A 21,612-nucleotide genomic window follows, 5' to 3' on the forward strand; every position below is an offset into this window, starting at 1 on the left:
TTTATGGCAGCCCTGAAAAATGAGGTGAAGAGCTTCATCGTTCAGGCCCTGGCGTGTTTTGACACCCCGTCCCAAGTGGTGGATGCCGTCAAGAACGAATACGGGGTTGTCGTGACTCGCCAGCAGGTGGAGACGCACGACCCAACCAAGGCTGCCGGGAAGGGGCTTGCTGTGAAGTGGGTGACCCTGTTCCACGACACCCGCAAGCGCTTCCGCGAAGAGACAGCAGAGATCCCGATCGCAAACAGAGCCTTTCGACTTCGCACGCTCGGGCGAATGGCTGAGAAAGCCGAGAACATGCGAAACATGGCCCTGACAGCACAACTGCTGGAGCAAGCAGCCAAGGAAGTCGGCGACATCTACGTCAATCGCCACCGGAAAGATGAGCCTGGCGACGAACCAACAATCCCGACCCGCATTCAGGTCGACGTAGTGGATGCGAGGAAGCCGCATGCCGAGCCTTAACGTTCCGCAGGCTCACTTCCTCACGCTACCCCACAAATTCCGCGCATTCGTTGCCGGGTTCGGCTCAGGCAAGACCTGGGTGGGATGCTCTGCGCTGTGCAAGCACTTCATGGAGTGGCCCGGCGTCAACGCTGGCTACTTCGCACCAACCTACCCGCAGATCCGGGACATCTTCTACCCGACGGTGGAAGAGGTGGCCCATGACTGGGGGCTGAAGACCAAGATCAATCAGGCGAACCATGAGGTTCACATTTACAGCGGTCGGCAGTATCGCGGCACTGTGATTTGCCGGTCAATGGAGAAGCCGCAGACCATCGTCGGCTTCAAGATCGGCCACGCCCTGGTGGATGAGTTGGACGTCCTGACGTCTATCAAGGCGCAGCAAGCCTGGCGCAAGATCATTGCCCGGATGCGTTACAACCTGCCCGGGCTGAAGAACGGTGTTGACGTAACCACGACGCCGGAAGGCTTCAAGTTCGTCTTCCTGCAGTTCGTGAAGCAGCTGCGCGATAAGCCAAAGCTCAACGAGATGTACGGCTTGGTGCAGGCCAGCACCTTCGACAACGAACTCAACCTGCCCGACGACTACATCCCATCGCTGATGGAGTCGTACCCCGAGCAGCTGATCCGTGCTTACCTCAACGGCCAGTTCGTCAACCTGACGTCTGGATCGATCTACCACGCTTACGACCGCAAGCTGAACCAGTGCTTCGACACCGTGCACCCGGGCGAGCCGCTATTCATCGGCATGGACTTCAACGTGGGAAAGATGGCAGCGGTAACCCACGTCAAGCGTGAACAGGGTTTGCCGCGGGCAGTGGATGAACTGATGGATGGCTACGACACGCCGGACATGATCCGTCGCATCAAGGAACGGTACTGGGAACACAACGGCAACGACTACAAGAAGACCTGCGAAATCCGGATCTACCCGGATGCCTCCGGTGATTCACGCAAGTCGGTCAATGCCAGCGTCACCGATATCGCCATGCTCAAGCAGGCAGGCTTCGCGGTCATCGCACCGGCGGCCAACCCTCCGGTCAAGGATCGGATTAACGCTATGAACGCCATGTTCTGCAATGCGCAGGGCGAGCGGCGTTATCTCGTCAACCCGTTTACTTGCCCGACTTATGCCGATGGCCTTGAGCAACAGATCTGGGCGCCCAACGGCGAGCCGGACAAGAGCCAGGGCAACGACCACGCCAACGACGGCGGCGGTTACTTCATCCATCGCGAGTACCCGATCATTAAACCGGTCACCTCAATGAAAATGGGAGTCGCCCGATGACGGACGTCACTTTTACCCGCCCCGAGTACACAGCGGCGCGATACCGCTGGCGCTTGGTGCGCGACGTCTGCAAGGGCTCGGAGACCATCAAGGGTGCTGGTGATTATTACCTTCCGAGGCCGAACGCATCAGACACCAGCCAGGACAACAAAGAACGTTACGACGCGTACAAAAAGCGAGCGGTGTTCTATAACGCCACGGGCCGCACGAAACACAGTTTGGTTGGAGCGGTGTTCCGCACCTGGCCAACGCTGACTGTCCCCGGTGCTCTCGACTACGTATCAAAGGACATCGACGGGCAGGGCGTGAGCATCTACCAGCAATCGCAGTCGGTCATTGGGCATCTGCTCGAAGTCGGCCGCCACGGGCTGCTGGTGGATTACGCCGCTGTTGTGGCCGGCTCTGTGAGCAAAGCAGACGAACAAGCAGGTCGAGCCCGGGCGAATGTCGCCAGCTACCCGGCTGAGGCCATCATCAACTGGAAGACTCGCCAAGTCGGTGGACAGCATCTACTGAGCCTGGTTGTGCTGCGCGAGACGGTTGATGTCGATACCGATGACGGCTTCGGCAGCGAGCAGGTCGTTCATTTTCGAGTGCTTCGCCTGGATGCTACCGGCGTCTACACGCAGGAAGTGTGGGAGGAGGGCTCAAGCCAGACGCAACTGATCATCGCGCCCTTTACGCCGTTGAATGGCCTCGGCCAGCCTTGGCGCCTGATCCCGTTCCAGTTCCTGGGCAGCGAGAACAACGACACCAGCATCGACGACTCACCGCTGTACGACATGGCCGAAGTCAACATCGGCCATTACCGCAACAGCGCGGACTATGAAGAGGCGGCCTATCTGGTGGGCCAGCCTCAACCGTGGATGGCGGGGCTTGATGAGCAGTGGCGTGATCACATGGAGAAGGACGGCATTTTCCTTGGCTCACGTGCACCCTGGCTGCTTCCGGTCAGTGGCACATGTGGCGTCTGGCAGGCTCAGCCCAACACCGTGGCCAAAGAGGCGATGGACGCCAAGAAAGAGGACATGGTGTCGCTCGGCGCGCGGTTGATCGAACGGGGCAGCGCGGTGAAGACCGCAACCCAGGCCGACAACGACAGCGCCGCGGAACACAGCGTGCTCTCCCTGGTGGTGAGCAACGTTAGCGAGGCCTACACCCAGTGTCTGATCTGGATGGCTGAGTTTGTGAACGCTCCCGGCGAAACCCTCTACAAGCTCAATCAGGACTTCAGCCAGATCACCCTGGACGCGACGATCCTTTCTGCACTGTTCAACGCTGTGCAGGGCGGCAAGCTGCCATCGGCTGATTTCTGGCAGTACTTGCGCGATCGCGGGGTTATCGACGCCGAGAAAACCGATGACCAGATCCGCGACGAGTTGGAAACTGAGAGCCCATCGCTCGACCTGGACGATGAAGAGGTAACCCCAAATGGCCGCAAACCAAGCGATCCTTGATGCCACCATTCGGCACGCCGTCTTCCTCGAGCAACTGAAGTCGGGAGAGGTCGCAAAGTTCGGACCTTTCCTGAAGGAAATCGACCGCTCAATCCGTGAGCGACTGACTCGCACCGACCTGACGGCTTACACAATCATTCGGCTGGAACGCCTGCTGAGTGAAGTGGATAGTCTGCTGCTGGGCATCTTCGAACGCTACAGCGAGAAGCTGAACCTCGACCTGGTGGACATTGCCAATTACGAGGCTGAGTTCGAAGCGACCAGCCTCACACGGGCGGCACCGGTTGGCGTCACGTTCGATGCGGCGGTGCCTGGCGCTGCTGCGATCAGGGCGGCCATCCTCACCAACCCACTCAGCGTGCGCGGTGCGGACGGCGGAAAGCTGCTCAAGACCTTTATCGATGGCTTCACCGCCACCGAGCGACAACGCCTCACTGGCGCGATCCGGCAAGGCTTCTTCGAAGGCCAGACCAACTTCCAGATCATCAAGAATATTCGCGGGACCAAGGCGCTCAAGTACAACGACGGCATCTTGGCCACGACCAACCGAAATGCCGGCTCCGTGGTGCGAACCGCGGTGCAGCACGTTGCCACCCAGGCGCGCATGGAGACGCTGAAGGAAAACAGCGACGTCGTGCAGGCGGTGGAGTGGGTCAGCACCCTGGATACGAAGACGACCAGCCAGTGCCGGTCACTCGATAAGCGCCGGTTCAAGCTGACCGAGGGGCCGCGGCCGCCAATCCACATCAATTGTCGCTCGACGGTGGTGGCGGTCACCCGCTTCAGCGCTCTATTCGCCAAGGATGCCACGCGGGCATCCATCGGTGACGGTGGCGCGCAGCAGGTGAGGGCGGACCTCAGCTATTACGACTGGCTGAAGCAGCAGCCGGCAGCGTTTCAGGACAAGGCCATCGGCCCGGTCCGCGCAAAGCTGTTTCGCGAAGGCGGCCTGAGCATCGAGCGGTTCTCTGAGCTGCAGCTTGATCGCAACTTTTCACCTCTTACCCTTGTGCAAATGAAGGCTCTAGAGCCTTTGGCGTTCGAGCGGGCAGGATTGTGAACCGATATCAGTCCAGCTTTAGGTAGCGCCTTAATGAAAACCACATTCGATGCACCCTAAGCTTTGATATTGCTTCAGCTTTACTAATGTAGGTATCCACGGGGTCTACCTTGCCTTCGGGCCAAGTTGCAAATGCATGGATGATGACGGCAGAAATTTCGTGAATCGGACCGCTGCCTGGGCGATTTGTAGAGAAATACTCAGGCGAAACCTGCTGGAGAGGCTGAAGCGCGAGGTAAAACTGATGGCGCCAGTGCTCTTCGTGTCCTTCGCATTCGTGCAGAACTACGGAGTTCTTGATTTTCTGTTTTGCGTCTTTGTACTGCTCAATCAGTCTCGCAGAAGTTAGCCATGCTAAGCGGTCGGCTGGAACTCTTTGGGCGGCGCCATCAGGTCCGACAAGTGATTGATATGCTCGCTCTAATGTCCTAACGGCATAGCCGGCTAGACGCTCGTCTGATCTTTCTCGAGCGGTGACTCTGATGGTGATTACTGCCGCAATTGCTGCAGCAGAACCAGAAAATGCGGCAACAAAATTCGCGTAATCGCCCGCTGTCATGACTTGTCCTCCTTGGGTATCCGAACAAACGGCTGATCATCCATGGTTCGAAGTGAAAAGCAAAACTTCGAGATGGTCCGCTCGCAAAATTTCTAACGCAGGCAGGGCCTGCATCCTCGTCTCTGGGAGACAACAAATGCTGAAATTCCAACTGGACAGCCTTGATGGTGTCGACGAAACCGTGCGCGCTCTTTACACCGAGAAGGACGGCAAGTTCGTACTCGGCATTGAAGGCCTGCCGCAACCCGAAGACGTTTCCGGCCTGAAGTCGAAGGTTCAGGAGCTTCTCGACGAGAAGAAGGCCGCCGACAAGGCTCGTAAGGACGCCGAAGACCAGGCTCGCCTGGAGCGCGAAGAGCATGCTCGCAAGTCTGGCAACGTCGAAGAGCTCGAACGCTCCTGGTCCGAAAAATACAACCGCCGCGAAGCTGAGCTGAACGGCACGCTGGAACAGGAGCGTGGAACGCTGAGTGCGCAGATCCGGGATCTGACTGTCGGACGCACCGCTACTGATATCGCGTCTGCCCTGGCAATCCCCGGCAGCGCCAAAGCCCTGTTGCCGCACATCGAACGCCGTCTGAGCGTCGAGCAGCGCGACGGGAAGCCTGTTGTGGTCGTGCTCGACCAGCAGGGCAAGCTCTCGGCGGCAACGCTGGATGAGCTGAAAGCAGAATTCGCAAACGACACGGCGTTCGCGCCGTTGATCGCGGGTAGCAAGGCATCTGGTGGCGGGGCTGCAGGTGCTGGGAATGGCGGCGGGGCCGCGAAAGGAAAAATTGGCGGCACCAAGGAGGAACGACAGGCAGCGATCGCAAGCCGGTTCCCCGATCTCCCTCTCAAGTAAGGAAATGATCCATGTCCCTGGCTCAAATGCAGGTTTTCAACGATTACATCATGCCGGCGACTCTCGAGACGCTGGACCAAATGCTCAATGCGTTTAACGCAGCGAGCAATGGTGCGATCGTGCTTTCCCCGGAAGGATTCACCGGCGACTTCTTGCAGGAATCTTTCTTCCAGAACCTCGGCGCTGCTCAGCGTCGGGTGAATCGCTACGGCGCGAACTCTGCGGTAACGCCGGTTGACCTGACCGAACTGCAGAACACTACTGTGAAGGTTGCAGGTGGTTTCGGCCCGCTGCGCTACGAGCCATCCCAGATGACCTGGCTGGAGCGTCCAACCGCTCAAGGTATCGAAGTTGCGAGCCGCGCGTTCGCGGAAGTCCTGATGAGCGACCAACTGAACACTGCGATCGCTGCTCTGGTCGCAGCCATCACTGCTCAGGCTGCTGCGGTAAACGATGTTTCGGCCACCCTCGGCGTCTCCCAGGCTGCGCTGAACAACTCGCATGCCAAGTTTGGTGACTCCAGCCAAAACTTGGTTGCTCAGGTGATGCAAGGTTCCACCTGGCACAAGCTGATTGGTCAGGCGATCGGTAACTCCACCAACCTCTTCGTAGCTGGCAACGTTCGAGTGGTCGACATCCTCGGCAAGATCTCCGTGGTGACCGACGCTCCTGCTCTGCGACAAACCGGCACGCCGAACAAGGAAATCATCCTTAGTCTGGCCGCTGGTGCCGCACTGGTGCACGACAACCGCGACATCATCTCGAACGTGCAGACCACCAACGGCTTGCAGCGCATCGAGACCACCATTCAGGTTGACTACACCTTCGGCCTGGGGCTCAAGGGTTACACCTGGGACGTCGCCAACGGCGGCAAGTCGCCTACCAGTGCGGCGCTTGCCACCGGCACGAACTGGGATAAGACCGCCGCCAGCATCAAGGATACCGCTGGTGTTGCAGTGATCGGTGACGCCGCCAAGTAACCATTCGATGACTGCGCCGGGGCATAATGCCCTGGCCCAGCGGAGTAACAACGATGACTGACAACAACATCTGGTATCTGCCGGGCCCGTTCCACCGTTACGAAGACGACGTGAAGGGCATGGCTAATAAAGCGGGCCTGATCATCATTGATGCCAACGTGACGGACGACCGTGACAGGGAAGCCGAGAAGCCGCCTAAGGCTAAACTGAAGGCTGAGTATCGTGATGCTCCGGGCAGAGCTGGCGCAGACTCGACCGAAACGAAGGACTAACACATGCTCATCATCGAGGACGGCACCGGCAAGCCAGATGCCGAAAGCTACGCGAGCGCCGCGGACTTAGTCATGTACGCCAGCAAATTCGGCGTGACCATCCCTGCAGACGTGAACTCGCAAGAAGCACTGCTTCGCCGGTCCGCCTTGGCGATGGATGGCATGACGTGGAAGGGTCGCAAGATGGACGGGGATCAGGCACTGGCTTGGCCGCGCCGGGGTGTTGAGTTGGATCACCAAATCAAGCCCGACAACTACTTGCCTGCCCGTATCCAGTACGGGCAGATGGCTTTGGCCGCTGAGATTCACACCGACGACATTGACCCGATCGAGAAGCGCAAAGGCGCGGTTACACGGGAGCGCGTCGAGGGTGCAGTTGATCGCGAATACGCGACAATCTCGAACACAAGCGGCCGACTGTTGCCGGCGGCGCCGGATCGACCGAGCGCCACGCAGTTTGCAGATTATCTCCAGCGCAGAGGTTTGTTTGCTGTGAGGGCTTAGTTAGGATATTGCTCGTCCAGTTGAGAAAGCAGATGTCCAATGTCGGTTCTGATGCCGTAGACGCACGAGAACCATGCTTTTGTTGCCGGGTCAGCGTTTACGCTCACCAGAATGTTGGCGGCCGCCGAGCTGACAGCTGGCTCGAAGTAATACTCCTCGCACTCGCTTCGGGCGCGTTTTTTGCCATCAATAGTGCCTGTTTTGGCGTATCGCTTGAGTTCCTCCTTGAGCGACCTAAATAGCTGTTGCAGTTCATCCTTCTCCATACGATTGAAACTAGTTTTGCCAGCGTGCAAATCCATCAACTCGTTGGCCTGATCGCAGAAACTACGCATCTTGGCCATCACTTCGCGAACATGCTGCTCTTCTGTCGTCATCGTGATTTCCTGATCCATTAGGGGCGGGTATACAGACGAGGATACTAACCGTCCTGCTGGACCTATGCATACGGAGCCACCATGGCCTTCTACGACGAAATGGCCGTGATGGCTTTGGAGATGATCACAGAGTTCGGCCAGCCCATCCTTCTGCGAAACACTTCCCCTGGCGAATACGATCCTGAAACCGGCTCGGGGGGAGAGGGCGTGACCACTCAGCAAGCCGCTGAAGGAATCGTCGCAGAGTTCACCGGCCTTGAGTTTCAGCGCAGCACGCTGATTCAACAGGGTGATAAGAAAATCAAGATTGCCGCCAGGGACGTCCTGCCCCCGACGCTACTAACGGTTGCCGTCTCCGATATCGCGGTATCCAACAGCTACGACTACTTCTTCCTACCGTTCTCGGTCTGGTCCGTCATCAGTGTGAAAGAGACGAACCCTGCCGGTGCGCCGCTGATATTCGAAGTACAAGGGAGGCGCTGATGAGCGTTCCGATAATCACCGTTCTGCCTGCGCCGCCTGCCCGATCTGAAGCGCCGAGGGACTTCACTCCCAAGATGGATGCGTTTGTGGCTTCGCTGCCGGTCTTCGGGGTAGAGGCGAACGCTCTGGCGGTGTTTGTCGATCAGCGCGCCTCGACGGTTGAGAGCATTGCTACAGAGTCGGGCGAGAACGCCGCGGCGGCACAGCAAGCGGCTGATGCGGCTGCACAGAGTAAGGATGCAGCGGGCGAGAGCCAAAGAGCCGCCGCTGCATCTGAATCGGCTGCGGCAGGTCATGATGAGAGCGCCGGCCAAAGTCGTCAGGCAGCGTTACAAAGTGCCAACGCGGCTGCTCAAGATCGCACCACGTCTCAACAAGCAGCTACAAGTGCCAGTGACAGCGCGACCAGTGCCGCACAGAGCAAGGCTGGCGCCATCGCCGCGGCTGAGTCGGCCGCCACCAGCCGCCAGAACGCCGCAACATCTGCCGGTACTGCTCAGACCAAAGCCGGGGAAGCTGCTCAGTCTGCCGATAATGCCGCGTCCCGGGCACAAGCTTCTCAGTCGAGTGCTGACGCCGCGGCGTCGAGTCGAAACAGCGCAACCGAATCAGCCACACAATCTGGTGCATCCGCCAACGCATCTGCTGCGTCAGCCGGACAGGCCGCATCGTCGGCATCCTCTGCGCAATACAGCCAGAACGCAGCTGCTGGATCAGCCAGCGCCGCATCGATATCCGCTGGCGCAGCATCGAACTCAGCGGTTACCGCCGAAACATACGCTCAACTGTCGGGTGCCAAGGTCTTTGCCACCAAAGCGGCGGCGGACGCTGCATTGCTTCAGCTCATTGATGGCGAGTCAGTACGGATTGTTGCTGATGAAAACTTCGCAGGTCGCTCAGCTTGGTACGTCATGCGGTTGGACGCTGGAGCAAGCCTCTCGCTGAATTTCATCGACGATATGTACGGCGTCGGCGGCCTAACCCTGGTTCGGGTGCAGCCTGATCAGTCGGAAATGGTCGCTGTACCTGCAAGCGCTACAGCAGCAGGGAAGCTCGGCAACCTAGCTGTAGATGCGAATTTTATCTATGTCGCCGTTGGCGCAAATCAATGGAAGCGCGCCGCGCTGGTGGGGTGGTAAACAATGGCACTACAAGCGAAAACATTTAACGACTTGATTACTTTCGGGCGTACCACTGGCGGCGGTCGGTGGAACTCGGCGGGGCAATACGAATGGTTGGCCGCTAACCAACCGCGTTTTGATTACGACCCGCTTAGCAAGTTGATTAAAGGGTTGCTCATTGAGGAACCGAGAACGAATTTGCTAACTTTCAGCTCTCGGATAGACGACAGCAGTTGGGTGAAAACAGCGTCGACCGTACAGCCTTCGCCTGACATTGATCCTATGGGTACGCTCAACGCCTGGGCGCTTAGACCGAATGCGGGTACGGGTGTCGTCGGTCGTGTTTACAAGTCATTTCCTGCAACAGCTGGTGTTACATACACTTTTAGTATCTTTGCAAAGAAGAAAGAAATCAGTTTCCTTCGGCTGCTTTCTACTGGCGGTACAAGTACAGTCGTCGAATCGTATTTTGATTTGACGTCGATGCTTACCGGGAACAATACCGGTCTTACGTCCCGCATTGTTGACGTCGGCGGCGGATGGGCACGATGCATTATCACGTTTACCGCAAACACCACCGCTACCTGTTTGGTTTATGCTCAAGCAGCCACAAGCCTTTTCGTTCATTCGTACACAGGCGACGGAACGCCCGCAATCCTTGTTGCAATGAGTCAATTAGAAGTTGGAGGCTTCGACACTTCGTATGTCCCGAGTATTGACAGTTTTACAAGCCGCGCTTCAACGGCGACTTACGTAGACGCGGCAGGGGCGACGCAAACGGCCGCTATCAACGTTGCTCGTAGTAATGCGTATGGGTATGATTCGGCAGGCGTTCTTCGCCCCATTGGGTTGTTGGTAGAAGCAGCGGCGACTAACCTTTACACTTATTCGCAAGCCTTTACCGATGCGTCTTGGTCTAAAACAGCGGGCAGCGCTCCTGCGGGCGGACCGGTCGCCCCAATGGGGTTAACTCACAAATACATTGCAGATGCAAATGTAACGCCCCACTTTTTGCAAAAGACTTTTACCGGTGTATTAGGTACGCGGTACACGTCCTGGCGCGTGTTGAAGGCGGGTGAACACAGCCTAATTAGAATGCAACTTTATGCGACGCCTTTGTTTGGTCAGGCTGATTTTGATTTGGCGGCGGGTACGGTTTCAGGTAACAGCAACGGGCAAGCAAGTATTAAACCGTTGGGCGGCGGCTGGTTCCTTTGCGCAATGACCGGTGTTTGCACGGTTGACGGTCAAGTTTCGGACCGCTGGTATCCAGTCGTCGGCGGGGTCACATCATTTGCAGGTAATGGAACGGATGGTTATTACATTTGCGCTGGGCAACTCGAAACAGAGTATGCTTCTTCGTATATCCCGACAACTAGTGCCCAAGTTACCCGCGCCGCTGACATTGCTTCGTCGGTCCAAGTTACACGGGCGGCAGATATGCCATTGGTCAACGTGCTTAGTCCTTGGTATAACCCGCTGGAAGGCACGTTGTTTATCGACGCATCAACTAGCTCGCAGGGTGCTGTAGGTAGCGAGCTTTCGACAGGGGTTAACACTAATCGAATGACTTGTCATTACCGAACAGTAGGCGGAATTGCTGTTGCGGTGGTAGTAAGCGCTAGCGCAAATACATTCGGGACGGCGGTGGCGTCTGGTAAAATGGCGTTAGGTTATAAGGATAATGACTTCGCCGTGTCCATTGGCGGTGTTGCTCCATCAAAGACAGCATTGTCTAAAGTCCCAGTCGTCAATCAGCTTAAACTTGGCTATCGTTCCGGCGGTATTCCCGACTATCTGAACGGGCACATCCGTTCGATCAAATACTTTCCACGTCGTCTATCCGACGCAGAACTACAAGCGGTTACCGTATGAATCGAGAATATAGCGAAATTGGTAAAATCGTTGATCGTCCAGGCACCTATGACGACGAAGGCAACGAGCTAACTCCGCCGACTTTCCTTTCTGGCTGGCACGTCAACATGACGGAGCTTTTGCCCGAGCTAATCGACCATCAGGTCTTTCCGGTGAACCCTATCCGGGTATACGCCGACGCTGAAACGGTCTTTCTTCGCTTTGATGATCAGGCTGAGTGGCTAGCTGTTGTCGAGGGCTGGACGCAACCCCAACTTGATTAATGGCTGATCCGTTCGCAGGAGGTTCGCATGTCTTCCAAGTATTCCGGACAGTCCGGCAGCTTTGCGCTCAGCCTTGCCGAATTCGCGGCCCAGGCCACGGAAGCCATCGATGCGAGCCTGCGCGAGATCCTCATTGAGGTCGGCAGCAGCGTTATCCGGATGTCACCGGTGGGCAACCCTGAGATCTGGGCGCAGAACGCTGTGGCAAGTCAGTACAACAAGGCTGTGGACGATTACAACACCGGCCTGCGCAGTGATCCGACCAACCTGACAAAGACTGGCCGCCTCAAGCCTGGTCGCAAACTGAACGACGGCATGGACATCGTTGCGCCTGAAGGCTATGTCGGCGGGCGGTTTCGTGGCAACTGGATGTTCAGTATCGGCTCGCCGGATAGCTCAACGACTGAAGAGATCGATCCGAGCGGAGCCAAATCAACGGCGCGCATCGTCGCAGGCGCAATCGAATTTAAGGCGGGCGATACCTGCTACATCACCAATAGCCTTGGGTACGCGATTCCTCTGGAGTTTGGACACTCGACTCAGGCGCCCAGCGGCATGGTCCGCATCACCGTGGCCCGCTTCCAGCAGATCGTGTTGGAGGCCATCAGGAACAACCAGATATGAGCCACAACATCATCGCCTCGATCTATGAGGCAAAGCTGATCAGCTGGGCGAAAGCCTTGCCGGTACCGCTGAAGGTCGTCGTCCAGAACGAAACCTACAAGCCTGCGAATAGCGAGACCTACCTTCGAGCGTTCACTTTGCCCGCTGACACCGCGAGCAACACACTCAGCGGTGATCACCGGCTATACACCGGTGTGTTTCAGGTCAGCATCGTGACGCCATCGGGCAAGTATCGAGGGCCTGCCGGCGTGATTGCTGGTCAGATCGCAGCGCTGTTCCCTCTGTATGAGCGCAACACGAAAGGCGCTCTCGCGGTGGTGACGATGACCCCAGTTGACCCCGGACCGGGTATGCAAGAAGACACCACCTTCACTGTGCCTGTGTCGTTCATGTACCGATCCGACAACTAATTCGCCCGTTGGGCAAACCCTGAAACCCGCCATGAGCGGGTTTTTTCACGTCTGCAAAGAGGAAAAACCCATGGGAATCAAAATTCCGAACGGCGGCACGTTCCAGCACGCCGCGACCTACGCCGCACCACTCGCAGTCACCGCCCTCAGCAACGCAACCGAGGCCATCGCCACCGTCACCGGCGCAACACTGGTTGTAGGCGATATCGTCCTGATCAGCTCCGGCTGGACTTCCCTGAATGGTCGTGTCGCCCGGGTGAAAGCAGCGACTGCTACTGCAATCACTCTCGAAGGCATCAACACCACCAACCTGCAGCTTTTCCCCGCATTGGGCGGCATTGGCTCGCTGAAAAAAGTGCTGACCTGGGTGTTGATTCCTCAGGTCACCGACTTGGCACCATCTGGCGGCGATCAAAACTACCTGGGCGTCGCGTTCCTTGAGGATGCCCAAGGTCGTGAGATCCCGATCGACAAGGCAGCGGCCCGATTGACCATCACAGTTGCGGATGACCCGGCTATGGCTTACGTGCCAATCGTTCAAGCCGCTGACGCTGGTGGCGAAATCCAGGCGGCCCGCCTGAACCTGCCTGGGAACGACACGATTTTCTACGGAGCTTATACCTCGTGGTCGGCCCAACCTGTTGTGACCCGCAGCGCGCTGCTGACTCGGACCATCACGCTCGCCTTGCAGGCCCCAATCACCCGCTACGCCTCTTAAGGAGACCCCATGGCGAAGTTCAAGATTGCCCAAAACCCGACCTTCAAGGCAGATGTGGATATTCCTCGTGTTGGCGGTGCCACCATCAAGGTTCCGTTCGAGTTCAAGTACCGGGATCGTAAAGAGCTTGCGGCACTGTTCGCCGGCTGGCAGGAGGGCGTCAAGGAAGATCAGGAGCGATTCAAGGCTAAGGGTGACGAGCTTACCCTGGTGGAGATCACCGACTCGCACATCGATCGTCAGGTTGAACAGGTAGGGGAGCTGGTCGTCGGCTGGGGCTTCGACGACAAGTTGAGCCCTGAGTCGATTCGAGCATTGGTGGAAACTTCCGCCGGCGCAGGCGAAGCAATTGTGGAGGCCTACCAGAAGGCCTTCTCCTCGGTCCGCCTGGGAAACTGATCAAGGTCGCTCGCCTGATGTATGAGCCAGGTCCTTCAGAAGAGGATCTGGCTGCTTTTGGTATGTCACTGGCAGACGTTGAAGAAGAGTGCGAAGTGCTGCCGGACAACTGGCAGTCCTTCACGCTTTTCAATGCGATGTCTACTCAGTGGCGCACGGGAGCAGGCGGGGCTTCCGGCCTTGATTACACAGCACTCAGGGATGTCGCCGGCTTTCTTGGTACATGCAAAAAGCGACTCAAAGAGATTTTTCCCGACCTTCAGGTGATGGAGGTCGAGGCCTTGCTCGTCATGAGCGAATCGAAGTAATGGAGCACTCATGTCGGGAACAATTGCGCAGTTAGGCATCGAGGTAAATTCAGGCGATGCCGTACAGGCCGCCATCGACCTCGACAAAATGACCGAGGCGGGTAAAGGGGCCGAAGAATCCGCAAAGCGCACCGGCTCAGCCTGGGAGAGGGCTTTGTCCGGGATGGCGGGTGACACCCAGCAGATCGTGAAAGAGCTCCAAGCCCTTAATGCCAAGCAGGACACCACTGCTCAGTTAATGGCAACCGTCGGCCGCTCGCTTGTAGAAGTTACGCAAGGTCTGAAGAAGACTACTACTGCAACAACCGAGCTCAGCACCGCGGAAGTAAAGCTGGGTGAATCATCGGAAGATGCAAAGGCTCGCTTGCTGGCGATGGCAAAGGCCTCGCTTGACTCCAGCGAGTACTACCAGACGCTGACCACCAGCGTAAACAGCACCTCCACGGCGCTTAATGAATCTGGGTCGTCGGTCAGTAGCCTGACCGCTCTTTCGCGGCGCCTGCAGGCTGAGTCGGACGCGCTCGTTGGCACAACTGACAAGGTTGCGGAGGCAACTCGACGAGCTGCGGCAGCGACAGGCGTTCAAGCTGAAGGCTTGCAAGCACTTCTCGGCAAGATCAACCCGGCCATGGCTGCGCTCGGAAAGCTCGATCAGCAGCAGGAGCAGCTACAGAAGTACAAGTCCGCCGGCCTTATCGACGCTGAGACATTCCGTGAGTACTCAACCCGCATTGACGCCTCCCGGCAGAAGCTGGGCGACTTTGATGAAGGGCTTCGCAAAACCGGCGTTACCTCGAAGCAGACCGAGACGGCGCTACGTCAGCTTCCGGCGCAGTTCACGGACATCTTTACCAGCCTGGCTGGCGGCCAGAATCCTTTGCTCGTACTGCTCCAGCAGGGCGGCCAGATCAAGGATTCGTTCGGAGGTATCGGTGAAACCTTCGATGTGTTGGGCGGCAAGGTAAAAGGTTTTTGGTCATCCCTATTTGGAAATGGTGCGGGAATCGTCGGGGCGGGCGCCGCGCTGGGCGAACTGGCTGCGCAACAGCAGAATGTAGCGGAAGGCTCCAAGGCGGCGGCTGATGGTGTTGGTAGCCTGGCTGAAAGCTCAAACACTGCGGCAGAGGCTGCTGAAAACGCCCAGAAAGCATATGGCGCGCTCCCTGCGAGCGTTACCGGCGCATCTATGAGCATCATGGGTATGGCTGCTGCAGTAGCAGTGGCCGCCGCAGCAATCGGTGTTCTGATCTATGGCTACAGCCAGGGCAGCGACGAGGCTGATGAGTACAACAAGGCACTGATTCTCACAGGCAATGCGGCCGGAACATCGGCGGACCAACTAGCCAATCTGGCTCAGCAAGTCAGTGCTAAGAATGGCACCACTGGAGAGGCAGCCGCATCCCTGACCAAGCTGGCCGCAAGTGGCGTGATTGCAGGATCTAGCTTCAAGGAAATTGCATATGCTGCCGCGGCGATGGAGGACGCCACAGGCAAATCAGTCGATGCAACCATTGCCGAATTCGTCAAAATCGCCAAGGATCCGGTTGCGGCAGCAAAAGAGCTCAATAATCAGTATCAGTTTCTGACTGCCTCGGTGTACTCGCAGATCGTCGCGCTCAAGGAGCAGGGCGATACTGTCGGTGCAGCGGATCTGCTCACAAAGACCTATGCGGACACCATTCAGGAGCGATCCGGCCAGATCACGAAGAATCTCGGCCTGTGGGAAAAAGCTTGGAAAGGTGTGAAAGACTCGGCCAACGGTGCGCTTGATTCGATATTGGATGTCGGCAGAGTGCAGTCTATTGACGCTCAGATCGCCAACCTTGAGAAGATCGTTGGCGACCGAAAAAATGGTTTTCTAACTTCACTTTTCCCTGATGACTTGGGGGCCTCAAGCAGCTCGACCAAGTTTCTCGAGCAACAGTTGCTTGCTCTCAGAAAGCAGAAGGTCGTGCTGGCAGAGAATGCTGCGATCGACGCAAGCAAGGTCAAAGTACAGAAGGAAGGTATCGAGGCCGAGCAGCGCCTTAAGCAAATCAGCGACTCGAATCTGACCAATGCAGAGAAGCGCGATAAGCTGACCAAGGCTTATTTGCGCGATGTCGAGGTTTTGAGGAAAGCAAATCCTGATGATCCAAAGGTCCAAGCCGACTATGTCGCCAAGACCCTCCAGAACATCAAGGACAAGAATAAGGACCCCAAAGCCGCATCGGCCGGCGCTGTCGACCTGACCGGCTATAACAACGCCCAAAACGCGCTCAAGGAAATACAGGCCGATTACGCGAACACCCAGAAGCAACTGGATGCCGCGCAGAAGGCCGGGCTGATCTCGCAACAGGAATATCTCCTCAAGCGCGAAGCCTTGATTGGCAACGAGAGGGACGAGGTCACCTCTGCTTACGAGGCGGAGATTGCCGCTCTTGAGGCAGCAAAGGGCCAGGCGAAAACCACGGCCGAGCAGCGAATTCAGCTCGACCAGAAGATCGCCGACGCACGCACCGACATGCTCAAGGCGCAGAAGGCTGCGGACAGTGAGCTGGACGTGCTGGCAAAGAACGAGCAGGGCCGGCTGAAGAAGCAGGAATTGGCCGTTCAGACTTACACCAGCGCGCTGCAGCAGCAAGTCGATACGTTGCGCCAGCAGGGGCAGCGTGCCGCAGCCGGCCTGGGCCAGGGTGATCGGCAGCGCAGCCTGACCGATCAGCAGAACGCCATCGACGATCGCTTCAACTCGCAGAAGCTGGATCTGGCCAGCCAGTACGGCGAGGGCTCGCGGGGCATGAGCCTCGACGAGTACACCCAAAAACTGGCAGCGCTGAAAACCACGCAGCTGGATCTGCACGACACCGTGCAGGACAATTACAACGAGATGACCGCCGCCCAGGGTGACTGGAGCGCTGGCGCATCATCGGCGTGGCAGAACTATCTGGAATCGGCTCGGGACGTGGCCGGGCAGACAAAAAGCCTGTTCAGCAACGCGTTCAATTCGATGGAGGATGCAGTCGTCAACTTCGCCATGACTGGGAAGTTGTCATTCGGTGACTTCACCAAGTCGATTCTGGCGGATATGGCCAGAATCGCTACCAGGCAGGCCAGTTCGTCGCTGCTCAGCAGCCTTGTCGGGGCGGCTACCAACTACTTCACAGGCAGCAACGGCAATGAATTGACCTCTGGTTCTGCCGGTGCCGTCTCGTCGAATGTCGGTGCAACGCAGGCCGGCTATTCCAGTGTCGACTTTTCTGGCTACAGAGCTGCGGGTGGGTCTGTCGAGGCGAACTCGCTGTATGAGGTCAACGAACTCGGCCCAGAGCTTTACAACGAGGGCGGGCGCTCCTTTCTAATGACCGGCGCAAACGGCGGCAGCGTGACCCCGCTTACATCTGGGACGAATGTTGCTGCCATGAGCAGTAGGGGTGGCGGAAGCGGTGGAGGCACAAGCATTAGCCTCAATATGCCGATCATCATGTCTGATGCAGAAGCGGGACGGCCTGACGGCGCAGAACTGGACACTGAGCTGCTCCAGCGAAACATGGCCGAGCGTATGCGTATCGTCGCCAAAGAAGAGATCACCAAATCTTGGCGCCAGGGCGGCGTGAGCAGCCGAAACGTTAAAGGATGATTTATGGCACTCGAAACATTCACCTGGCAGATCGAGGCTGGCGCCTCCGGGGACATCACTCAGCGCGTCCGCACGCAGCAGTTTGGCGACGGATACAGCCAGACGGTCTCGGACGGCATCAACAACAAGGAGCAGTCCTGGCCCTATAGCCACACCGGGACCAAGGATCGTATCAAGGAGATCATTGCCTTCCTCGATCGCCACAAAGGAGCGAAGGCGTTCCTCTGGACGCCGCCACTCGGCGAGCTCGGGCTCTACAAGTGCAATGGATACAAGCCCACCCATAAAGGCGGCTACGTCTACAACCTGACCGCCACCTTCGAACAAACCTTCACCCCTTAAGGGAACCCTGATGGCATTAATCACGGACATCCAAAAGCTGGAGCCCGGCGGGGAAGTGCGGCTGTTTGAAATCGATGGCACGGAGTACGGCGCGGACATCCTGCGCTTCCATGCGCACTCGATCCCGCATACACCTGACGAACTCGATCAGAGTGGGCCGTCGCTCTCGCTTAACTTCGCGGGGAACCAATACGCCGCAGATAACGGGCAGGAGCTTGCCGCGAAATCCATCTGGTGGCAGGGCAATGAATACGCTGCCTGGCCAGTGCAGATCGAGGGCATTGGCGCGGGCAGCGATGGGACCGTCACAAGGCCTGTGTTCAGTGCTGGCAACGTCAACGGGCGCATTACGGCGCTCTGCCTGGCCTTCGACGACCTGCTGAAATTTCAGCTGACCGTGCGTGAAACCATGGCCAAGTACCTCGACGCAGTGAACTTCCCCGAAGGCAACCCGACAGCTGACCCAACACAAGAGGCGCTGGAAGTCTGGTTCATCGACCAGAAGACCGGTGAGGATGGCGAGATCGTGCAGTGGGAGTTGTCCTCCCCGGGCGAGATCGACGATCACGGACTGCCAGGCCGGCAGATGACGACCTTCTGCCACTGGGCAATGACTGGCGGTTACCGCGGGCCGAACTGCGGATACACGGGCGGTGCCCTGTTTGATGATGACGATAGTCCTACGGACGACCCCAGCAAAGACGAGTGCAAGGGCGGGCTGAAGTCCTGCAAGCTGCGCTTCGGCCAGAACAATCAACTTCCCTACGGCGGATTCCCCGCAGTGTCCCTCATTGCACGGAGCTGACCATGCGCAAGCACATCCTGAGCGCGATGGCAGCGCACGCGGTAAACCAGTATCCGAAAGAGGCTTGCGGGCTGTTGCTGGCGATTGGGCGCAAGCAGAGGTACTTCCCTTGTCGGAACATCGCGACCGAGCCGACCGAAGAGTTTCGAATTGATCCTGAGGATTACGCAGCCGCGGAAGACGCCGGCGATGTGATCGGTATCTTCCATTCGCATCCGGACGCGACCAGCCGGCCGTCTCCGCACGACCTGGCCATTTGCGAAGCCACGTCCTTGCCTTGGCACATCATGAGTTGGCCAGAAGGCGATCTGCGCAGCATCACCCCATCTGGTAGCACGCCGCTGCTCAATCGTCCGTTCGTTCACGGCGCGTGGGACTGCTGGCAGGTCTGTGCTGATTGGTACAAGCGCGAGTGGGGGCTGGAATTCGAAGCGTTCAAGCGCGAGGACGGTTGGTGGGAGAGCGTGGACGCCGAGAGCTTGTATGAAGCGAACTACGAGGCTGCCGGTTTCGTCAGGGTAGATCGGCCTCAGCGTGGGGACATGGTCGTCATGGAAGTCGGGCGAACCGTTTACCCCAATCACGCTGGGATATTTCTCGGCACCGACCCGACACTGCCAGACGAGGACGCAGCTACTTTCGGCCCAGGCCCTTTCCTGCTGCACCACCTGTACCGCCGGCCAAGCGAGATCATCGTCTTTGGCGGGCCCTGGCTGGACCGAACGCGCCTGATCCTCAGGCACAACGACGCACAACCAACCACATGATGCGGTATGGCCGCGGGAGAAAAAATGGACGGCAACGAGGGAGGACGTACAGCCGGAGTGGTCGACCTTTGACGAGAATTGGATGAGTTAAAGGCTCGCCTTGCTGAAGAAGCGAGCCGTAGAACATTGGCAGATGAAGTCTTATCGCGAAGAGTTGACGCGGTTATGGCCCCAATTGCCCATTAGCAGGTGTGCTCTTTAGCCGCTTCTTGCTTTGCTAGAGTCTCTATCTCTGTAATTGTCAGATCAGAAATAGGCGTTGTTGGTGAAACCCATAGCTGAGTGGTAGTACCGGTCGCTGGCTTCATCATCGAGACCAGCAATCTCCCATCCTCTGCAAATACGATGTTAGTAATTTTGAACGACATATACCGACCTCTTCGACCTTCTATCCGCGCCGAAATTGGCGCAATCCCAGTCCTTGGGCTTTCGAGCAAAGGACTGGGCTATCCGTTGCGTGGAGGCAAGAGGCTACTACGGTGAGTGATGGGGCGTTACTGGGGATTCGTACAGGCCGTGATATCGTTGTGCTTCTAGTTAAGGAGGCGTTCGATGAAGGTGAAGAACTGGCAGGGCTGGGAGCCTGAGTGGCTAAAACTGACGGAGCATTATCTGAATGCTCCGGCTATCCCTGGCGCTTACATCATTTGTGCAGATAGGGCGATCAGCCGTGCAGTGGGCGACGACGAGCATGGGGTGTTGACCATCGGTGAATCTGATAACTTGAGGCGTCGCCTCGCTGCCTTTGTTCGATGTGCAAAAAATTCAGGATCTGCCGGGCACATGGCCGGCTGGCGCTTTAACTATGCATCTTTCGAAAAGGTCTTTCCTGTAGAGACGCTTTGGGTGAGTTGGTATCCAACCACAGATAAGGCCGCGGCATATGCCAAGGAAGGAGAAATGTTGGGTCTTTACCTCGCTGAGCATTACGAGCTGCCTCCTCTTAACTACAAATTCAATTGGCCAAAGCTGGAAGTTTAGCTATGGCCGCCTGAATGACGTCGCGATAGAGTCACCCCTTTCAGGATGAGGAAGAATCATGCGGATTTTGATAGGGGCAGTGGTAGTGGCGGTACTGGCTGGATGCATGGCGCCCACCATGAACGAAGCCCGACAGGAAGGGCCGAGCAAGATTCTTTACTCCAAAAAAACCGACAAAGCCCTTGCTCAGTGCGCTCAGTATGAGTGGCAAAACCAATCGATCTTCGGCGTGACACCTGAAGCCACGCTGCAGCCTGGCCGAGACAGTGGCTATACCGTCTTCACGGCAGGATCCGAGTATTTCGTCGACATTCAGCCAGGCGCTTCGGGCTCCGTAGCCAAATATTACGCAGTGCTGAACAACTGGATATCCGCGAAACGTTTGACTGCGCTGCAAAGCTGTCTGTAGATAAACCTGAATTTCAAGCCCGCTCCGGCGGGTTTTTTATTGCCTGGAGAAAAGCTATGTCGGTACCGGCTATCGATTACCAGCCACTCACAACCATCAAACTTTACGGGGCTTTAAGACAGTTCGGGCGCTCGTTCAGGCTCTCGGTTCGATCGCCGGCGGAGGCTGTAAAAGCATTGTGTATGCAGATCCCTGGCTTCGAGCGATTCCTTTTAAATGCGAAATCGCGAGGAATAGAGTTCGCCGTGTTCCGCGGAAAAACCAATATCGGAGAGGGCGAATTAGGTTTTGGTGGCGATGGCGACATCCGGATTTCGCCTGTGATCACTGGCAGCAAGCGTGGAGGCGTCTTGCAAACTATCGTCGGGGCAGTGCTGATTGTGGCAGGCCTAGTTATTACAGGTGGTACTTTTGGTGCCGGGGCTCCATTTGGTTCTGCGGTGATCATGATGGGGGCCTCAATGGTCGCCGGCGGCGTCATCCAAATGCTCAGCCCTCAACCGAAGGGCCTCAAGACCAGCGCCGCCCCCGAGAATACACCTGGCTACGCGTTCGGCAGCGCCAAGAACACCACAGCATCCGGCAACCCTGTTCCGCTTTGTTATGGCGAGCGTCGCTGGGGTGGAGCGATCATCAGCGCCGCGATTTATGCCGAAGACCAGATGTAGCCAGACCGTCGCAC

Annotated in this window: 27 protein-coding genes; 24 read left to right on the forward strand and 3 right to left on the reverse strand. The window is 57.4% G+C overall.

All coding sequences use genetic code 11. The features are described 5' to 3' along the window. The first annotated feature begins 3 nt into the window (after window positions 1-3). From ACA067_RS09705 to ACA067_RS09720, 4 genes are read left to right on the forward strand one after another with little or no spacing between them, the layout of a single operon-like run. A complete protein-coding gene (locus tag ACA067_RS09705; protein WP_497461542.1) occupies window positions 4-465 on the forward strand; it encodes a DUF2280 domain-containing protein in 462 nt (153 codons plus the stop codon). Continuing rightward, on the forward strand, window positions 452-1,753 hold the full coding sequence (locus ACA067_RS09710; protein WP_497461543.1) for a terminase large subunit domain-containing protein: 1,302 nt from the start codon (window positions 452-454) through the stop codon (window positions 1,751-1,753). Before ACA067_RS09705 ends, ACA067_RS09710 begins: the two co-directional genes overlap by 14 nt. Then, window positions 1,750-3,210, forward strand: coding sequence for a DUF4055 domain-containing protein (locus ACA067_RS09715; protein WP_497461544.1), 1,461 nt, complete (start codon window positions 1,750-1,752; stop codon window positions 3,208-3,210). Before ACA067_RS09710 ends, ACA067_RS09715 begins: the two co-directional genes overlap by 4 nt. Then, a complete protein-coding gene (locus tag ACA067_RS09720) occupies window positions 3,185-4,270 on the forward strand; it encodes a minor capsid protein (protein ID WP_497461545.1) in 1,086 nt (361 codons plus the stop codon). Before ACA067_RS09715 ends, ACA067_RS09720 begins: the two co-directional genes overlap by 26 nt. Window positions 4,271-4,277: 7 nt before the next feature. On the opposite strand, the gene ACA067_RS09725 is transcribed toward ACA067_RS09720, so the two are convergent. Then, a complete protein-coding gene (locus tag ACA067_RS09725) occupies window positions 4,278-4,829 on the reverse strand; it encodes a hypothetical protein (protein ID WP_497461546.1) in 552 nt (183 codons plus the stop codon). Window positions 4,830-4,965: 136 nt separating this feature from the next. Between ACA067_RS09725 and ACA067_RS09730 the strand changes: the two genes are divergently transcribed. Genes ACA067_RS09730 through ACA067_RS09745 form a run of 4 tightly spaced genes read left to right on the forward strand, consistent with a single transcriptional unit; the run spans window position 4,966 to window position 7,429 of the window. After that, window positions 4,966-5,673, forward strand: a complete 708-nt coding sequence (locus ACA067_RS09730) for a hypothetical protein (RefSeq protein ID WP_497461547.1) — start codon at window positions 4,966-4,968, stop codon at window positions 5,671-5,673. 11 nt (window positions 5,674-5,684) lie between these two features. Beyond that, window positions 5,685-6,653 (forward strand): major capsid protein, encoded by a 969-nt coding sequence (locus ACA067_RS09735; protein WP_497461548.1) that lies wholly within the window; start codon window positions 5,685-5,687, stop codon window positions 6,651-6,653. A 53-nt stretch (window positions 6,654-6,706) separates the two neighbouring features. Next, a complete protein-coding gene (locus ACA067_RS09740) occupies window positions 6,707-6,925 on the forward strand; it encodes a hypothetical protein (RefSeq protein ID WP_497461549.1) in 219 nt (72 codons plus the stop codon). Window positions 6,926-6,928: 3 nt separating this feature from the next. Next, complete coding sequence (locus ACA067_RS09745; RefSeq protein ID WP_497461550.1) at window positions 6,929-7,429, forward strand: DnaT-like ssDNA-binding protein; 501 nt, start codon at window positions 6,929-6,931, stop codon at window positions 7,427-7,429. Here ACA067_RS09745 and ACA067_RS09750 read toward each other — a convergent pair. Further along, complete coding sequence (locus ACA067_RS09750) at window positions 7,426-7,806, reverse strand: hypothetical protein (RefSeq protein WP_497461551.1); 381 nt, start codon at window positions 7,804-7,806, stop codon at window positions 7,426-7,428. The two genes, ACA067_RS09745 and ACA067_RS09750, sit on opposite strands and share 4 nt — an antisense overlap. 81 nt (window positions 7,807-7,887) lie before the next feature. Between ACA067_RS09750 and ACA067_RS09755 the strand changes: the two genes are divergently transcribed. From ACA067_RS09755 to ACA067_RS09815, 13 genes are all read left to right on the forward strand, one after another. Continuing rightward, a complete protein-coding gene (locus ACA067_RS09755) occupies window positions 7,888-8,289 on the forward strand; it encodes a hypothetical protein (protein WP_497461552.1) in 402 nt (133 codons plus the stop codon). Continuing rightward, window positions 8,289-9,428, forward strand: a complete 1,140-nt coding sequence (locus ACA067_RS09760; protein ID WP_497461553.1) for a hypothetical protein — start codon at window positions 8,289-8,291, stop codon at window positions 9,426-9,428. The genes ACA067_RS09755 and ACA067_RS09760 overlap by 1 nt, the downstream gene beginning before the upstream one ends. Window positions 9,429-9,431: 3 nt before the next feature. Then, on the forward strand, window positions 9,432-11,285 hold the full coding sequence (locus ACA067_RS09765) for a phage head spike fiber domain-containing protein (protein ID WP_497461554.1): 1,854 nt from the start codon (window positions 9,432-9,434) through the stop codon (window positions 11,283-11,285). Next, window positions 11,282-11,548, forward strand: coding sequence for a hypothetical protein (locus ACA067_RS09770; protein ID WP_497461555.1), 267 nt, complete (start codon window positions 11,282-11,284; stop codon window positions 11,546-11,548). Before ACA067_RS09765 ends, ACA067_RS09770 begins: the two co-directional genes overlap by 4 nt. 27 nt (window positions 11,549-11,575) lie before the next feature. Continuing rightward, window positions 11,576-12,172, forward strand: coding sequence for a hypothetical protein (locus ACA067_RS09775; protein ID WP_497461556.1), 597 nt, complete (start codon window positions 11,576-11,578; stop codon window positions 12,170-12,172). Next, window positions 12,169-12,582, forward strand: coding sequence for a phage tail terminator-like protein (locus ACA067_RS09780; protein ID WP_497461557.1), 414 nt, complete (start codon window positions 12,169-12,171; stop codon window positions 12,580-12,582). Before ACA067_RS09775 ends, ACA067_RS09780 begins: the two co-directional genes overlap by 4 nt. Window positions 12,583-12,652: 70 nt before the next feature. After that, window positions 12,653-13,300 carry a phage tail protein gene (locus ACA067_RS09785; protein ID WP_497461558.1) on the forward strand — a complete coding sequence of 216 codons (648 nt, stop codon included), beginning with the start codon at window positions 12,653-12,655 and terminating at the stop codon, window positions 13,298-13,300. Window positions 13,301-13,309: 9 nt separating this feature from the next. Further along, entirely contained in the window at window positions 13,310-13,699 is a 390-nt protein-coding gene (locus ACA067_RS09790; RefSeq protein ID WP_497461559.1) for a phage tail assembly chaperone, read from the forward strand. A 17-nt stretch (window positions 13,700-13,716) separates the two neighbouring features. Next, the gene (locus ACA067_RS09795; protein WP_497461560.1) at window positions 13,717-14,007 is read left to right on the forward strand and encodes a DUF1799 domain-containing protein; all 291 of its coding nucleotides are present in this window, start codon (window positions 13,717-13,719) and stop codon (window positions 14,005-14,007) included. Window positions 14,008-14,017: 10 nt separating this feature from the next. Next, window positions 14,018-17,626, forward strand: coding sequence for a phage tail tape measure protein (locus tag ACA067_RS09800; RefSeq protein WP_497461561.1), 3,609 nt, complete (start codon window positions 14,018-14,020; stop codon window positions 17,624-17,626). A gap of 3 nt (window positions 17,627-17,629) precedes the next feature. Beyond that, entirely contained in the window at window positions 17,630-17,968 is a 339-nt protein-coding gene (locus ACA067_RS09805; protein ID WP_497461562.1) for a phage tail protein, read from the forward strand. A gap of 10 nt (window positions 17,969-17,978) precedes the next feature. Continuing rightward, entirely contained in the window at window positions 17,979-18,773 is a 795-nt protein-coding gene (locus ACA067_RS09810) for a phage minor tail protein L (RefSeq protein WP_497461563.1), read from the forward strand. Between the two features lie 2 nt (window positions 18,774-18,775). After that, window positions 18,776-19,540 (forward strand): C40 family peptidase, encoded by a 765-nt coding sequence (locus tag ACA067_RS09815; protein ID WP_497461564.1) that lies wholly within the window; start codon window positions 18,776-18,778, stop codon window positions 19,538-19,540. 182 nt (window positions 19,541-19,722) lie between these two features. Here the strand turns inward: ACA067_RS09815 and ACA067_RS09820 are convergent, their stop codons facing one another. After that, window positions 19,723-19,908 (reverse strand): hypothetical protein, encoded by a 186-nt coding sequence (locus ACA067_RS09820; RefSeq protein WP_497461565.1) that lies wholly within the window; start codon window positions 19,906-19,908, stop codon window positions 19,723-19,725. 184 nt (window positions 19,909-20,092) lie between these two features. Here ACA067_RS09820 and ACA067_RS09825 point away from each other — a divergent pair, with 184 nt between their 5' ends. The 3 genes from ACA067_RS09825 to ACA067_RS09835 all read left to right on the forward strand — a co-directional run bounded on the left by ACA067_RS09825 (window position 20,093) and on the right by ACA067_RS09835 (window position 21,598). Continuing rightward, on the forward strand, window positions 20,093-20,521 hold the full coding sequence (locus ACA067_RS09825) for a hypothetical protein (RefSeq protein ID WP_497461566.1): 429 nt from the start codon (window positions 20,093-20,095) through the stop codon (window positions 20,519-20,521). A 118-nt stretch (window positions 20,522-20,639) separates the two neighbouring features. Beyond that, window positions 20,640-20,930: a hypothetical protein gene (locus ACA067_RS09830; protein ID WP_497461567.1), complete on the forward strand. Its 291-nt coding sequence runs from the start codon at window positions 20,640-20,642 to the stop codon at window positions 20,928-20,930. A gap of 56 nt (window positions 20,931-20,986) precedes the next feature. Beyond that, entirely contained in the window at window positions 20,987-21,598 is a 612-nt protein-coding gene (locus ACA067_RS09835; RefSeq protein WP_497461568.1) for a tail assembly protein, read from the forward strand. Window positions 21,599-21,612: the final 14 nt, after the last annotated feature.

It is taken from the genome of Pseudomonas sp. LBUM1674, assembly GCF_059695635.1.

Excerpts from the sequence above, each read along its gene's own strand:
- ACA067_RS09805 (WP_497461562.1), top strand. The coding sequence starts at position 17,630 with ATGGCACTCGAAACATTCACCTGGCAGATCGAGGCTGGCGCCTCCGGG.
- ACA067_RS09745 (WP_497461550.1), top strand. The coding sequence starts at position 6,929 with ATGCTCATCATCGAGGACGGCACCGGCAAGCCAGATGCCGAAAGCTAC.
- ACA067_RS09730 (WP_497461547.1), top strand. The coding sequence starts at position 4,966 with ATGCTGAAATTCCAACTGGACAGCCTTGATGGTGTCGACGAAACCGTG.
- ACA067_RS09810 (WP_497461563.1), top strand. The coding sequence starts at position 17,979 with ATGGCATTAATCACGGACATCCAAAAGCTGGAGCCCGGCGGGGAAGTG.
- ACA067_RS09775 (WP_497461556.1), top strand. The coding sequence starts at position 11,576 with ATGTCTTCCAAGTATTCCGGACAGTCCGGCAGCTTTGCGCTCAGCCTT.
- ACA067_RS09815 (WP_497461564.1), top strand. The coding sequence starts at position 18,776 with ATGCGCAAGCACATCCTGAGCGCGATGGCAGCGCACGCGGTAAACCAG.
- ACA067_RS09790 (WP_497461559.1), top strand. The coding sequence starts at position 13,310 with ATGGCGAAGTTCAAGATTGCCCAAAACCCGACCTTCAAGGCAGATGTG.
- ACA067_RS09725 (WP_497461546.1), bottom strand. The coding sequence starts at position 4,829 with ATGACAGCGGGCGATTACGCGAATTTTGTTGCCGCATTTTCTGGTTCT.
- ACA067_RS09720 (WP_497461545.1), top strand. The coding sequence starts at position 3,185 with ATGGCCGCAAACCAAGCGATCCTTGATGCCACCATTCGGCACGCCGTC.
- ACA067_RS09715 (WP_497461544.1), top strand. The coding sequence starts at position 1,750 with ATGACGGACGTCACTTTTACCCGCCCCGAGTACACAGCGGCGCGATAC.
- ACA067_RS09820 (WP_497461565.1), bottom strand. The coding sequence starts at position 19,908 with ATGTCGTTCAAAATTACTAACATCGTATTTGCAGAGGATGGGAGATTG.
- ACA067_RS09830 (WP_497461567.1), top strand. The coding sequence starts at position 20,640 with ATGAACGAAGCCCGACAGGAAGGGCCGAGCAAGATTCTTTACTCCAAA.
- ACA067_RS09710 (WP_497461543.1), top strand. The coding sequence starts at position 452 with ATGCCGAGCCTTAACGTTCCGCAGGCTCACTTCCTCACGCTACCCCAC.
- ACA067_RS09825 (WP_497461566.1), top strand. The coding sequence starts at position 20,093 with ATGAAGGTGAAGAACTGGCAGGGCTGGGAGCCTGAGTGGCTAAAACTG.
- ACA067_RS09795 (WP_497461560.1), top strand. The coding sequence starts at position 13,717 with ATGTATGAGCCAGGTCCTTCAGAAGAGGATCTGGCTGCTTTTGGTATG.
- ACA067_RS09800 (WP_497461561.1), top strand. The coding sequence starts at position 14,018 with ATGTCGGGAACAATTGCGCAGTTAGGCATCGAGGTAAATTCAGGCGAT.
- ACA067_RS09835 (WP_497461568.1), top strand. The coding sequence starts at position 20,987 with ATGTCGGTACCGGCTATCGATTACCAGCCACTCACAACCATCAAACTT.
- ACA067_RS09750 (WP_497461551.1), bottom strand. The coding sequence starts at position 7,806 with ATGACGACAGAAGAGCAGCATGTTCGCGAAGTGATGGCCAAGATGCGT.
- ACA067_RS09735 (WP_497461548.1), top strand. The coding sequence starts at position 5,685 with ATGTCCCTGGCTCAAATGCAGGTTTTCAACGATTACATCATGCCGGCG.
- ACA067_RS09740 (WP_497461549.1), top strand. The coding sequence starts at position 6,707 with ATGACTGACAACAACATCTGGTATCTGCCGGGCCCGTTCCACCGTTAC.
- ACA067_RS09765 (WP_497461554.1), top strand. The coding sequence starts at position 9,432 with ATGGCACTACAAGCGAAAACATTTAACGACTTGATTACTTTCGGGCGT.
- ACA067_RS09770 (WP_497461555.1), top strand. The coding sequence starts at position 11,282 with ATGAATCGAGAATATAGCGAAATTGGTAAAATCGTTGATCGTCCAGGC.
- ACA067_RS09760 (WP_497461553.1), top strand. The coding sequence starts at position 8,289 with ATGAGCGTTCCGATAATCACCGTTCTGCCTGCGCCGCCTGCCCGATCT.
- ACA067_RS09705 (WP_497461542.1), top strand. The coding sequence starts at position 4 with ATGGCAGCCCTGAAAAATGAGGTGAAGAGCTTCATCGTTCAGGCCCTG.
- ACA067_RS09755 (WP_497461552.1), top strand. The coding sequence starts at position 7,888 with ATGGCCTTCTACGACGAAATGGCCGTGATGGCTTTGGAGATGATCACA.
- ACA067_RS09785 (WP_497461558.1), top strand. The coding sequence starts at position 12,653 with ATGGGAATCAAAATTCCGAACGGCGGCACGTTCCAGCACGCCGCGACC.
- ACA067_RS09780 (WP_497461557.1), top strand. The coding sequence starts at position 12,169 with ATGAGCCACAACATCATCGCCTCGATCTATGAGGCAAAGCTGATCAGC.